16 protein-coding genes are annotated in these 13,020 nt (G+C 46.4%); 10 read left to right on the top strand and 6 right to left on the bottom strand.

Annotation, left to right across the window (positions count from 1 at the left end; genetic code table 11):
• The gene (locus ACM6JA_RS07325) at window positions 1–1,056 is read right to left on the bottom strand and encodes a DUF2515 family protein (protein WP_414851787.1); all 1,056 of its coding nucleotides are present in this window, start codon (window positions 1,054–1,056) and stop codon (window positions 1–3) included.
• Between the two features lie 68 nt (window positions 1,057–1,124).
• On the bottom strand, window positions 1,125–1,265 hold the full coding sequence (locus tag ACM6JA_RS07320; protein ID WP_007718846.1) for a hypothetical protein: 141 nt from the start codon (window positions 1,263–1,265) through the stop codon (window positions 1,125–1,127).
• Between the two features lie 101 nt (window positions 1,266–1,366).
• Here ACM6JA_RS07320 and ACM6JA_RS07315 point away from each other — a divergent pair, with 101 nt between their 5' ends.
• Window positions 1,367–1,675: an iron-sulfur cluster biosynthesis family protein gene (locus ACM6JA_RS07315; protein ID WP_007718845.1), complete on the top strand. Its 309-nt coding sequence runs from the start codon at window positions 1,367–1,369 to the stop codon at window positions 1,673–1,675.
• On the opposite strand, the gene ACM6JA_RS07310 is transcribed toward ACM6JA_RS07315, so the two are convergent.
• A complete protein-coding gene (locus tag ACM6JA_RS07310; protein ID WP_414851786.1) occupies window positions 1,676–2,125 on the bottom strand; it encodes a DUF441 domain-containing protein in 450 nt (149 codons plus the stop codon).
• A gap of 114 nt (window positions 2,126–2,239) precedes the next feature.
• Entirely contained in the window at window positions 2,240–2,551 is a 312-nt protein-coding gene (locus tag ACM6JA_RS07305) for a YfhH family protein (protein ID WP_017249145.1), read from the bottom strand.
• Between the two features lie 102 nt (window positions 2,552–2,653).
• On the opposite strand from ACM6JA_RS07305, the gene ACM6JA_RS07300 reads away from it, so the two are divergent.
• Complete coding sequence (locus tag ACM6JA_RS07300; protein ID WP_414851785.1) at window positions 2,654–3,418, top strand: SDR family NAD(P)-dependent oxidoreductase; 765 nt, start codon at window positions 2,654–2,656, stop codon at window positions 3,416–3,418.
• Window positions 3,419–3,727: 309 nt separating this feature from the next.
• Here the strand turns inward: ACM6JA_RS07300 and ACM6JA_RS07295 are convergent, their stop codons facing one another.
• The gene (locus tag ACM6JA_RS07295; protein ID WP_414851784.1) at window positions 3,728–4,351 is read right to left on the bottom strand and encodes a cell wall hydrolase; all 624 of its coding nucleotides are present in this window, start codon (window positions 4,349–4,351) and stop codon (window positions 3,728–3,730) included.
• A 228-nt stretch (window positions 4,352–4,579) separates the two neighbouring features.
• Complete coding sequence (locus ACM6JA_RS07290; protein WP_414851783.1) at window positions 4,580–5,275, bottom strand: peptidylprolyl isomerase; 696 nt, start codon at window positions 5,273–5,275, stop codon at window positions 4,580–4,582.
• Window positions 5,276–5,401: 126 nt separating this feature from the next.
• Between ACM6JA_RS07290 and ACM6JA_RS07285 the strand changes: the two genes are divergently transcribed.
• The 8 genes from ACM6JA_RS07285 (at window position 5,402) to ACM6JA_RS07250 (ending at window position 12,997) form a co-directional block, all read left to right on the top strand.
• A complete protein-coding gene (locus ACM6JA_RS07285) occupies window positions 5,402–6,559 on the top strand; it encodes a trans-sulfuration enzyme family protein (protein ID WP_414851782.1) in 1,158 nt (385 codons plus the stop codon).
• 137 nt (window positions 6,560–6,696) lie between these two features.
• Complete coding sequence (locus ACM6JA_RS07280; protein ID WP_007718835.1) at window positions 6,697–7,251, top strand: RNA polymerase sigma factor; 555 nt, start codon at window positions 6,697–6,699, stop codon at window positions 7,249–7,251.
• On the top strand, window positions 7,248–8,324 hold the full coding sequence (locus tag ACM6JA_RS07275; RefSeq protein ID WP_414851781.1) for a TolB family protein: 1,077 nt from the start codon (window positions 7,248–7,250) through the stop codon (window positions 8,322–8,324). Before ACM6JA_RS07280 ends, ACM6JA_RS07275 begins: the two co-directional genes overlap by 4 nt.
• Before the next feature lie 14 nt (window positions 8,325–8,338).
• The gene (locus tag ACM6JA_RS07270) at window positions 8,339–10,456 is read left to right on the top strand and encodes a hypothetical protein (protein WP_414851780.1); all 2,118 of its coding nucleotides are present in this window, start codon (window positions 8,339–8,341) and stop codon (window positions 10,454–10,456) included.
• Window positions 10,457–10,560: 104 nt separating this feature from the next.
• Window positions 10,561–11,493, top strand: coding sequence for an ABC transporter ATP-binding protein (locus ACM6JA_RS07265; RefSeq protein ID WP_414851779.1), 933 nt, complete (start codon window positions 10,561–10,563; stop codon window positions 11,491–11,493).
• A complete protein-coding gene (locus tag ACM6JA_RS07260; RefSeq protein WP_414851778.1) occupies window positions 11,490–12,356 on the top strand; it encodes an ABC transporter permease in 867 nt (288 codons plus the stop codon). Before ACM6JA_RS07265 ends, ACM6JA_RS07260 begins: the two co-directional genes overlap by 4 nt.
• Window positions 12,346–12,558 (top strand): hypothetical protein, encoded by a 213-nt coding sequence (locus tag ACM6JA_RS07255; RefSeq protein ID WP_017249136.1) that lies wholly within the window; start codon window positions 12,346–12,348, stop codon window positions 12,556–12,558. The genes ACM6JA_RS07260 and ACM6JA_RS07255 overlap by 11 nt, the downstream gene beginning before the upstream one ends.
• A 139-nt stretch (window positions 12,559–12,697) precedes the next feature.
• Window positions 12,698–12,997 carry a DUF1292 domain-containing protein gene (locus ACM6JA_RS07250; protein ID WP_007718819.1) on the top strand — a complete coding sequence of 100 codons (300 nt, stop codon included), beginning with the start codon at window positions 12,698–12,700 and terminating at the stop codon, window positions 12,995–12,997.
• The last annotated feature ends 23 nt before the right edge of the window (window positions 12,998–13,020 follow it).

Genomic DNA, 13,020 nt, shown 5'->3' with positions numbered 1-13,020 from the left:
CTACGTGATTGCTGAGACGAGTTTGACTCCGTATTCGATCCATTGCAAGGAACGCACATAAGAATCACTGTCGATGGAAGGCAATGAAGCGGGTTCTTTCATGACCTTGTGCCATTTTTTATCTCGAAACCAATCTACCCCATCTGCCGGATCGTGTCCATAATCAGCCCATGCATCTTGAAGACGTGGGCTGTATATCTTCGGGCTTCCTTCTAGCAACTCATGTCCATCCAATCGTAGTTGGTACTCATCTTCTGTGATGGAATCAGTATGATGAGGTGTGAACAAATGCGGCCAATAATCCGCTCGTGAGCCTGTATGAGGAATACGAGAGCAATAGGAGAGCATTTTTTCGAAGCGAAAAGGATCCCCAAACAATTGCTGATACAACGTTTTTCCAACCTGAATGCGGTTTCTGACGTCGGGAAAATGATGAACATTCAACCCGATCAAGCTAAGTCGGCGATCAGTAGGATGCGCTTTATAAGGAATGAGCACTTGATTCATCGAAAGAGCAGATTGGGCGACGAAAGCAAACGAAGCGAAAATACGATTCAGTGTAAACGGCTTCTGTACGACACGTTGTTCGATATATTGCTGTTCATTAACGATGAGTGCATGTGTAATGCGCGCGCTGTCTTTTGAGGCGAGGAACTCTTGCCAATACGATTGCATAAAGACTGAAACCCCAAGTGGCGCCAAAAGCTTTGTTAAATCTGTCCCCGTACGTTTCATCTCCGCATACAGTAGTAATTGTGGGTAGGCATCGTGAAAAATCAACCAGTTACATCTTTCTAAAAACCAAAAAAAAGGCTCGATTGCTTGTGTATCCATGATAAGCGGTAGCCATTCCCCTTTTAAATCGGTCATGTTCCACCCGCCATTTCGTGAGACCAGATGGGCCAATAACGCCCAGTGAACCTCTTGGTGCTCGAGATAAAAGGCGAGGTATGCTTGTGTGCGGGTGACATTGTTGCGATTGGCTTTGGTTGTTGCTTGTCTGATTTGAGCAACCAGGTGCTGCTCGGCAATTTTTGTTGTTGTCGAATCTGTCATGGTTATGGGTAGCTCCTTGTTGTTTTCACATTGAAAAAAGCAGGTCCACTGGGCGACCCGCTTTTTACTCAACCAATCATTTCTAGTACGAGAAGCCGAACGAGTAGTTTTTCCTTGGCTTCCTCCCACGTATTCGCAAAAATGACAACGTGCTCCGATTGGAACTCCGTTTCAGCGACAAAAATCCCATCTTGTTCGTAGATGTTCATAGATGATCGTCCTTTCAGCTGCCTTTCAAGCATTGTATGCTATCATGTAAGAGATGATGCATTCAGCATGCTGGAAAATCATGAGAAGGGTGGCACCAAACATGATAGTAAAAGTGACAAAAGAGGCAGTAGAACGCATAGCCAGTACAGACAAGCCCATTAGGATCAACGGTGAGCTAGTCGGTGGCTGCGGGATGAATGTAGAGTATGCGTTGTGGTGGGACACCCAAGGTCCAGAAGATGAAGTCTACCAGGTCGATTCTTTGACGTTTCTGATAGATCGCGAAACCATTGCCTATATCGGGTCTGAACTGCTTACGATTGATTATCGTGCGCAGCAAGGCTTTCGCATGGTTACGCCACAGCAAATTTTGGCGTATGGCCTTCAGTTGAAAGAGCGCTGGATCTAATCACTTCGGGAGAAATTGCAAAATAAAGGCGAGAATACCTGCTGCAATTAAAGGGCCGACTGCAACACCGCGGAAAAAAGTGACACCAGCGATTGTACCTAGCAACAAGCCAGTAACAATCAAGGGATTTTGGGTCATCAAGACGGTTCCTTTTCCCGCCAAGTAAGCCACAAACATACCGACGGCGACGGCCAGTAACGAATGCCAATTCGTGAAAATCTCCAAGATGGAGGAAGGATTGATTTTGCCGCTTGCAAGCGGAGTCATGATGCCAATCGTCAGTATAATGATCCCGAGCTGTAATCCATGCTGCTCGAGCATTGGGAAATATCGGTCCAATGACAGGAGTCTCATTAAGAGAAGGATCGCAACGGCAATGGAGACGGTTGCGTTGTTGCCAATGACACCGAGCGCCAGTAGTACCAAGAGGATGATAGAAATCCAGTCCATATGCGGGTTGGCTCACTTTCGTTTTTCTTAGTATATCCATGCTGCTGCGGCATGTGCCCGGAGAAGAAAAAAGAGATCAGCATGCACAAGAGTGCGAGTGCCGATCTCTTTTTTCTAGTCGAACCACAGTTCCAGCATTCCTACTGGAAAGCCTGTCTGTTCGTCCGAATCAGGGAAACGTCCCCAAGCAAAGACGCCGTTGAAATAATCAATTGTAAACGGCTGATCGTAATCAGGCACGCTGTATTTGCTGCCGATTCGGAACTCATCCGTTCCTAAATAGTACGATTTCGCCATAAAGTATTTTTGTGTAATGATTGCAAGCTGTGAGTGATCACCAAGCTTCTTTTTTTCTTTCGCTTCGACGTGCAGGCGCTCCATTTCCTCCTGCAGCTCGGCGAGTGTCATTTGACTGTACAAACGCAACAGACTGCCCCCTTTCCATACAGGTATATTGTAGCAAAAGACAAGGGAAAAGGCGATGGATGCAGAATCCTCTAAGGAAACGAAAGGGGAGTCGTTTCGAAAATGACACGTTTCGATTTGCATGGAAAGAAAGCAATTATAACAGGTGCTGGAAGAGGGATTGGGAAGGCACTAGCGTTGGGAATCGCAGAAGCGGGTGCGGAGGTTGCGGTAGTCTCGCGAACAGCTTCCGATTTGCAAGAAGTGGTAACGGAGATTGAAGCAAAAGGCGGAGTGGCTTTTCCAGTTGAGGCTGACTTGACTGTATCTGATGCAGCGGACCGTGTTGTGAAGCAAGTAGTCGAAGGGTTAGGGGGTGTGCATATCCTGATCAACAATGCAGGAATGAATATCCGCAAAAAAGCTCATGAGGTAACGGAAGAAGAGTGGGATAGGGTAGTGGATTTGAATTTGAAAGCAGCGTTTTTCATGAGTCAAGCTGCTGGCAAAATCATGTGCGAGCAGCGCTATGGTAGAATTGTCAATATCGCTTCGGTCGCAGGTGTAGTAGCACTTCGCACGGGTGTCGCATATGGTGCCAGTAAAGCAGGGCTCATCCAGATGACGAGGGTGCTGGCATTAGAATGGAGCAAGTTTGGTGTCAATGTAAATGCGATCGCGCCGTGGTATTTCCGTACGCCATTAACGGAGAGCTTGCTTAGCGACGAAGCGTTCGTCCAAGAGGTGTTGCAGCGAACGCCGAGTAGTCGAATCGGGGATGTCGAGGACTTGGTAGGACCAGCGATTTTCTTGTCCTCTGATGCAGCTTCATACATATCGGGTCAAACGCTTTCGGTTGATGGCGGTATGTCTATATACGGGTTTTAATAAAAAAGGGGCATTCCCAGTTGGGAATGCCTAATTATTGGGGGCGATTGAGAAAAAGAACGACTGATTGTTCTATGACTGGTTTGCTCTCACCCAAAACAGTCAATCAATCAAAGCTATTAGCGTAGGCATACTCAGATTGAATAATCGATCTAAACATGCTTACGTTAAAAAGTCATCCAAAGAAGATAATCGATCTTTTTCTCAATGCGTTGAAAAAGTGCTTACACCTACAACATAGCAAGCAAAAGTAAAACATCAATTAAATAAAAATAAAGTATTATTAAATTTTGTTCTGTAAGTACTGCGTTAACGAGCAAAACGATGGTTACCGATCTCAACCGTTACAGGACGTGACCAAATCCACTTGGATGTAGCCGTATCGGGATTGAAGAAGTACAGGGAACCATTGCTCGGATCCTTTCCATTCACCGCGTCCTGGACCGCTTTTCTCGTACTTTCATTTGATTTATGTGTCAAATTGCCGTCATGGACAGGCGAAAACGCATTGGGAGCATAAATAACCTCCCGTACCGTATTTGGAAATTCATCTGAAGCAACCCGATTCAATACAACGGCAGTAATCGCTACCTGTCCTTCATACGGTTCTCCCCGGCCTTCCGCATACACTAACCGGGCGAGCAGTTCCATATCCCTCTCCGAAACCTTCACTTTTCCATTGCGAACCACTTTTGGGCGACTATCACGACTAACCTGCACAGACTCGCGTTTTACTGCTGTAGCAGATGTGGTTGATTTCTTTTCCTTCTTCGAAACTTGTTCCGATGGCGCCTGTGCACTACCGAGAACAGGGAGAATTTGTACTGCTTGCGGTGCCATTGCACTTGTCGGTGTGACAAATAAGCATAACAGCATCAAGCCAAAACTGTTCAAAAAGAAGAAAAAGCGCGTTGGCGCTTCTCGTGTCAACATGGTGTGAACCACTCCTTTTCGCTTTTTGCGTTTTGATTGCGGAAGCGAATCAGGTCTTTTGCAAGTCTATCGGTCTTATCGGAATGGTTCAAGAGGGAATTGGTTCCATAGAACTATTTACAATATCTTTCGGTTTGTGAAAGTGTTTTCATAAACGGATGTTTCCTCTTTAAAAAAAGCCACTTTCCCGTTGAGAAAGTGGCTTTCGTGTGCAGTTTGAGGCTGCTCTTATTTTTCCGTAATCGCGATGGATTTAATGGTAATCGTTTGCTCAGGAATACTTGGTTCACCTGTTTGTGGGTGTTTCTTTACTTTTGTTCCTGCGATTTTTTGAACGACATCCATGCCACCCGTAACTTTTCCGAAAATCGTGTAATTCGGAGAGTTGTCCAATCCTGTCACGTCAGGTCCAGAACCAATGAAGAATTGGCTACCATTCGTGTTTTTACCAGAATTCGCCATGGCAACCACGCCTGGTTCATATTTATGACCATTTTTCAATTCGTCTTCAAACGTGTAACCAGGACCTCCCATGCCAGATCCTAATGGATCCCCTGTTTGAATCATGAAGTCTTTCATGACCCGGTGGAACGTGATGCCGTCATAGAACTTGTCCTTTGTGAGGAAAACAAAGTTATTGACAGCAATTGGGGCATCTTTTTCAAACAGATCGATCGTAATGTCTCCCATGGAAGTAGAGATTTTCGCTTGATAGTCCTTTGCTTTGTCGATCTGCATAGCCGGAGCCTTCTCGTATTTCTTCTCTCCGGTTGGGCCCGGAGGGTTAGCCGGCTCTTTGGATACTGGTTTCTCTGCTGGCGTAGTCGGTTGATTAGGAGCCGCTTCATTGCTTCCTGTAGAACAACCCGTAACCAAGGCGATTGCCGTCAGACATGTGAACAGAGTTGTCATCATCTTTCTCATCTTATGCACCTTCCTTTGTATCGTACTGTTGGGTGGTTCGGTTTCGAATTATAACACAAATAGTCGATCATTTGCCAATCCGCTAGTTTCCTTTCCAATCTCGCATGGTATGATTGGGTTAAAAGGGTGATCAATGTGGCAGAGCGATTTGAGACCAAAACGGTACATATCGGACATGACCCTTTGCGGGGAGTAAAGAGCAAAACGACACCGATTTATCAAACCTCCGTTTTTGCCTACGAAGGCTTGGAAGAAGTAGAACAGTATTACGTCGGCGAAGGGGAATACTTGTACACCCGAAATGGCAATCCTAACCAAGCGGAGCTGGCTCATGCAATCGCTGTTTTAGAAGGCGCAGAAGCAGGTGTCAGTGCTGCCTCCGGTATGGGAGCGATCATGGCGGGTTTACTTGCCGTTCTTTCCCCTGGCGATCATGTGCTGGCTTCCCATGAAATTTATGGCGGTACCTACGCTCTACTGCACAAGGAGCTGTCGCGGTTTGGAATCGAGCTTGAGTGCATCAAGCTTGGTCAAATGACAAAGCTTGCTGACTATGTTCGTCCAACTACGCGGCTGTTTTTCTTGGAGACCATCACCAATCCGCTATTGACAGTTGTGGATCTGCCTTACTGGATCAAGGAAGCAAAAAGTCTTGGCTTAACCGTCATGGTGGATAATACGTTTGCGACCCCGTATTTGGTACAACCCATTTCATTCGGAGCGGATCTCGTGGTACATAGTGGAACCAAATACATAGGTGGACATAGCGATGTGACGTCAGGTGTTCTGGTTGGATCACAGGCGACAATCAAGCGTGCCACAGAGATCGTAGCCAACTACGGTGCATCGCTCAGTCCTTTTGAGGCCTGGTTGACATCACGTGGCTTGAAAACATTGGCAGTGAGAATGGAACGACAATGCGATAATGCTAACCAGATCGCTGCGTTTCTTCGTGAGCATCCTGCAGTTGGACAAGTGTATTACCCAAGTCCTACGGATACCTTCTTTTTTTCACGGCAAAAGCAGGGGGCAATGGTATCCTTTGTTCTGGCAGACGAGACGAAGATCTATGACTTTTACCGGGCACTTGACTGGATCAAGTTGGCTCCGTCTCTTGCAGGTGTGGAGACGAGTGTATCTCATCCTGTTACGACATCCCACCGTGCTTTTTCTGAAGAGCAGCGCAAGGAAACGGGAATCACGATGGGACTGGTACGGTTATCGGTCGGAATCGAGGCTGTTCAAGACATTCAGTTAGCATTAGATGCTGCATTAGGTAAATAATTCAAAAAACTTTGCCGCATTATGAAACTTTCTTCCTAAGAAATACGTAATACTTAGTTAGAGTAGTCTCAGAATGCAGTGGGGAAAGCCCATTCTGAGAACATGCTTCAGTCTGGAAGAAACCGAGGAAAACGCAAATGGGAATGGCTATGAAGCAACCGTCGGGGCCATCATCCGGAGATTATTATGAATCTCGTCCATTTACGGAACTGTATGACGAATATTTTGATCGCGTCAACCGGTATTTGCGATGCCGGGTTCAGAGTACGTGGGATGCCGATGATTTGACCACCGTGGTCTTTTTAAAAGCGCTAGAAAAATTCGAGCAATATAGCAGAACAAGTCCTTTCGCATCATGGATTTTTCGTATTGCTCACAATACATATGTAGATTTTATGCGGAAAAACAGGGAGTTACCGGTCGACCAGGAAGATTTTCTAGGAGCAGAACCGGACGACACATGGCAGCCGGAACGGCAGGCGCTGACGAATGAAGAGATTCGTCAGCTTCGTGATCGTCTGGACTTGTTGTCTCAGGATCAACGAGACGTGTTGATGCTCCGCTACTTTGCTGACCTCAAAATCAGCCAGGTAGCTGAGGTGCTCGGCAAAACAGAATCGAGTATCAAAATGATTTCTTATCGCGGATTACAAAAACTTCAGAAGATGTATGAGAGGGGGGACTCCGAATGAGAGAAGAGGAGAAGCACCCCCAGGATCATCAATGGGATGATCAGACTGTAACCCAACTCCTAGCCCATTTGAAGCAGATGCGCGGAACGGTTCCTGTCAATTATCAATTAAAATCAGACCTCAAAAAACAATTGCTCCAGAAAATGAGAGATCTCGAAGCCAAGCAGGCAAAAGTTCCAAGTTCCGCACCAAAAAAATGGGGGAGGTTGGTTTGGAGCGGAATCGCAGCTGCTGCTCTCACCCTTGCCATAGGCGGATTTGTGTGGTGGAACAATACCTCTCTTGCCGTTCGAGAGCATGAAGTACTTAAGCTGCCAGCACAAGCAACCGTGGAGCTTGTTGATATTGATCAGAAAGCCACTCAGCTAGCTTACATCAATAACAATGCAGAGTTGAAAACCATTCCAATCGATGAGAAATTAAAGCCAGTCACGATCAAGCTGCCGCCAACCGAAGGAAGATACACCGGGGTAGCGTGGTCTAATTCTGGGAAGCAAATCGCTGTCGTCGAGCAGGATAAAAAATTATCGCGGCTATGGATTGTGGAGATGCCAACGACTTACAGCATGGGAAGCAGCCGATTGCTGAAGGAAGAAGAAGGAGTATTGTACTCTTCACCAAGCTGGTCTGAACATGATGATTCGCTTGCCTTTACCCGCTCTAAAAATGGCCTCGAAGAAATTTGGGTGAGCAGCACAGTATCGTTCCAAGAATGGAAGCTAGTAGAAGGCTCTCAGCCTGAATGGTCACCAGATGGAAGCTTGCTTGCCTTCAATAAAGCCGGTGAAGTACAGCTGATGGAAATGCGGACGGGGAAAGTTATCTCGCTTTCAGTGGGACAGTGGGCATCGTGGAGCTCCGATACGCGATTGACCTATACACACCCAAATGGAACGCTGATGGAAGTAAACGTGAGTGAAGAGCCTTTTGTGACACGCGAGCTACCATTGCGAAACCAGTCCTCTGAAGAGCTGATCAAAGGCAACTGGGCAAACAAAGGTAAGCACTTACTGCTTATCTCACGCCTTGATCAGCTGCAACAACTGGTTATCTCTTTGGCGTCACGAAAATGAGCGGAGGAACAAGCATGAGATGGAAATGGGTGTTAATCTTTGTCATCACATGGCTTAGCTTTTCGATACGCCCAGCTATGGCAGAGAGCAACGTAGACATACAATTCGAGATACCTTTAAGTGGTATCGTCAAGTATGAATCATGGATGAGACTAAACGTAAAGGTAACCAGCCAAGAACAGGATTTCACAGGGGCTGTAGAGTTATCGCAGCGACAAGTCAAAAAAAATAATGAATTTAAGCTTCGGCGTCCAATAAAGCTTGAGCAAGGAAAGAGTACAACTGTTTACTTTGATATGCCTTCCCAAATATTGCTCGATGATTGGTACGTCCAGGTGACGCAAAACGGTCAAGTTGTCAAAAGCGAAAAGCTGCGTATCTCTTATCCAACAGACGGGCGCACCATTGGGGTGATCAGCGAGGAGGGCAATGCGTTTCATTTCCTTGCCGTCAATCAATCACAATCCAAAATGAATCGCCCCTTGTCCGTTCAAAATCTCACGGAACAAATGTTGCCTGACCAATCGTGGATTTACGAAAACATAGACATGTTAGCACTGGCAGGCAATAGTGGCTCCACGATTAATGATCAACAGATGGCAGCGATCAAGGAGTGGATCCAGCTAGGGGGGATCGTGGTTGTTTCCGCAGGTCCCAATCAAGATGGGATGATCCAGCGGTTTGCTGATATTCTCCCTGTGGAAGCCGGAAAAGCTGGTAATATAGAGCTACAGCAAGCATTAAGTGAGTATGACATTGCAAAAGTCGCGCCAAATGGCAGTATCGGTGTATACAACCGTGACTTGCCCTTATTTGTGTCAAAATCGTACGGCAGAGGGCTGCTGCTGTTTGTCAACTATGATGTGACAGCAGAGCCGTTGGCATCGTGGCAGTTCAATCCACAACTGTGGCAGAATGCAATGATCCAGCATGGTGCCAAGAAGATTTTTGAAGAGAAGCCTTATATGGATCAAATGACACGGCCTTTTCTTGACTTGAGCAAGAAGATTCCTGAAGTACAGACTCCTCCACCGATCTGGATGGTGGCGTTGTGGGGCGGCTATGTAATTGTACTCGCACCATTGACATACTTCGTTCTGAAAAGAATGAGAAAACCTGAATGGGCGTGGGGAGTAATCCCGCTTGGAGGAATTTTCTTGACCGTCGCTATATTCGCGGTTGGAAAGCCTGCTGTTGTGAAAACGAGTATCAGCTACACCGTAACCAAGATCGACATATTAGATGAGTCTCTGGCTCATATTCGCTCAGCCGCAACGTTTTTGGGAGTGGATCAAAACGAATACGATGTTCAGCTTGAACCTTCAATCGTTGCACTGCCCTTGACATTGGGGAGAAATGATTATCGACCAGAGGGATTAATGGATGGCAATGAGGTTCTCTCTTTCCGCAATCTCCCCTATTTGACACCGAAACAGGCAATCGGTATCGGGGTAAAGCATGACATGGGTGCTTTTGAAACTTCCTTGCGAATCAATGAGAATCGTCTGCAAGGTCACGTGAAAAACAATACGGAGTTTGCCTACGATCAGACTTTTATTGAAATTGGTTTTCAGCGGATTCCGCTTGGTCCATTGAAAAAGGGAGAAGAAAAGCAGATTGACAGTATGCTTGAGCCCTTGTTTATGCCAAGAAAACCACAAGCAACAAACGAATTGCAAACGATGGAAGAACGAATCAAAGAAATGCAGGAAAGAGTCGTTGAGTATGAAGAGGGGAATCAGATAAGTATCATCGGGACAACGACAGAGCCTCTTCCTCTGATGACAATGCAGGTGCCTCACCAAGCGCAATACTGGAATGTCATTCAGCAGCCTATTCAATTCCAGCCGAATGAACAAGGTCTAGTAACTAGTCCTTATGGCCTGCTTGATGCCGATATGTATGAAGTGACAGGAGATTTCGACAGCACCGGGTACATTTGGCAGCTTGGGAAGGGCAGTATTACGTTTGAATTGCGTACAGATAAAGCGGCGATCAATATAAAGCGAATAACAGTACCGCTGAATCACAGCTCGTTCAAGCCTTTCCGGATAGAGTACTTCCACCAAAAGAGCGGTAGGTGGATACCTGTTGAGCGCGGGACGAGACTTGTCCTCAATAATGAACTCTAGCAAGTATTGACGCCAAATCAAACATTATTGCTTCGCTTTTCCCACAATGGAACGTCGCGATTAGCTCTACCAGAGCCAATTTTCCAGGTAGAGGGGGTGCGGAAATGGTAATCGAAACCGTTCATTTAGGAAAAAGATACGGCAATTTGCAAGCGTTGACGGATTTGAACCTTTCCATCGAGCCAGGAAAGGTGTTCGGTTTCATTGGTCCAAATGGCGCCGGAAAATCTACTACGATGCTCATCTTGTCTACCCTTCTGGAACAGAGTGAAGGGGAAGCATTTGTCTGCGGCTACAATGTACGAAAAGATCCTGCGAGTGTACGCCAGTCTGTTGGCTACATGCCCGATTTTTTTGGCGTGTACGACAATTTGACAGCGGTGGAGTATTTGGAGTTTTATGCCGGAGCGTACAAAATTCCTGCCTCCAAAAGACGGGCACTCGTCGGTGATCTTTTGGAACTGGTAAATTTGTCTCACAAAGCAGACGCTTTCGTCGACTCTTTGTCTCGAGGCATGCAACAGCGCCTGGGGCTAGCACGTTGTCTCGTACATGATCCGGCCGTGCTGATTTTGGATGAACCCGCGTCAGGACTGGACCCGAGAGCTCGTATCGAATTGCGCGAAATTATGAAGCAATTACGTGCAATGGGTAAGACGATTATTATCAGCTCCCATGTTTTGCCGGAGCTAGCCGAGCTGTGTGATGATATTGGTGTCATTGAAAAAGGAAGATTAATTGCGTATGGTTCTGTGCATGAGGTCAGTAATCGGGACACAGGACAAAGCCGGATGCAACTGAGAGCCCTGCGGAACTTGGACAAAGCGGGACTACTGTTAGCGAGTTCTCCGTACGTACATCAATTGACAGAATACATGGGAGGCTATCGCTTCTACTTTCAAGGGACGGAGCAACAAAAAGCTGAATTGCTTCAAGAACTGCTGGATGAGCAGGTCGCAGTCGTCTACTATGGAGATTCCAAGAAAGATTTAGAAGACGTCTTCTTAGCGATTACGGAAGGAGTCGGTATGGAGTGAGCGACTTCTTGTTCAATCCTCTTTTGGTCAAAGAAATGCGGGACAGATTCCGCTCGAGAAAGACCATGTTCATTTTAGTGGTTTACTTGTTTGTCATGGGGGGAATACCGATGGGCTTTTTGCTCATGGACCCCTTAAAGGCCGAATCGTTAGGAGATAACCGGGATCTGTTTCTGATTTCCGCGGGGATACACTACGCGATGGTTTGCTTTGTAGCGCCAGCTTTGACTGCTGGAGCAATTAGTGGAGAGAGAGAACGCCAGACCTTGCATATTTTGCTGACGACCCAGTTGTCGACGCGCACGATAATTTTGAGCAAGCTCATTACGTCTTTGGCGTTCTCTACGCTGCTCTTGGTTGCATCGATGCCTTTGTACAGTATTGTGATGCTCTACGGAAGTGTCTCCCCGGAACAAATGGCCCAGCTCGTCCTGTTTCTCGCGGTGAATATGTTTTTTCTCGGGTCGTTGGGGTTGTTCTGCTCCACCTGGATTAAACGAACGTCGATCTCGACGGTCACCACATACGGCATTGCCTTCTTTTTTGTAGTAGGTACTGGTTTGCTGTTCTTTTTCATCGGTGAGTCCTTGCAACAGACGTATCCAGAACGGTACGTCAATTCGGATGTATGGAACATGTATGAGCTGCAGATGCTGGCAGGGACGAACCCTATCATCGTGTTGTTCGATATTTTAGGCGAGTCATTCGATCAATCCGATGACATCAGTTTTGCCCCGTGGTTGTTTTTCTCATGTGTGTACGTGGTTCTTTCGTTTGTACTCGTCATCTGGAGCGCTTATTTGTTAAAACCAATCCGCCGAAAATGGTGGAGTTGGAAGAAACGACCTGTTCGTGTACAATGAAAAAGGTGCATGGGAAAAGGGAGGTTTTTTTGTGAGTGATCAAGATGTACAGATCATTGATTTTGAAGAACTGCTTCGTGCGATTGAGAGCCGTCTGGCATCTGCAGGGATGTATGTCAAACGCGAAGCGATCGTGACTATTCTTCAGGCAGAAGAAGCATTTTTACTTGAAAAAGGTGTTCTTCAAGAGTATAGTGAGTAATCAGCTAACAACCTGCCTCAAGTGGTAGGTTGTTTTTCATGGACAAGGAAGGCATCAATTCTTTCGCCTGTTTGCTTCTCCCGGAAAAAAACGGTATGATGGAACAGAGTACGAATATCAGCATAAGGACGTGAACACATTGACAGAAGAGAACAAAGACCTCGAATTGGGCGATATCATCACATTGGACGATGAAAATGGTGAACCGTTGGGGGATTTCGAAGTATTGGCTATGTTCGACCTGAACGGTAAAGAATATATTGCCTTGGCTGAAGCTGTGGAAGATGAAGAAAGCGAAGAAGATGAAGAAGTGGATATCTTCGTATTCCAAGTGGACGGCGGCGAAATGGTACCATTGGAAGAGGACGAGGAAAGCACTGTTTACGCGAAGCTGAACGAAGTGCTGGAAGGCATCGAACTCATTAAAGAAGACAAGTAATCCCGGTATAAACGAAACAAGCC

It is taken from the genome of Brevibacillus sp. IT-7CA2 (assembly GCF_949767855.1).
Taxonomy (GTDB): domain Bacteria; phylum Bacillota; class Bacilli; order Brevibacillales; family Brevibacillaceae; genus Brevibacillus.
Note: the sequence above shows the minus strand (reverse complement) of the source record. Positions and strands in the feature narration are given on the sequence as shown.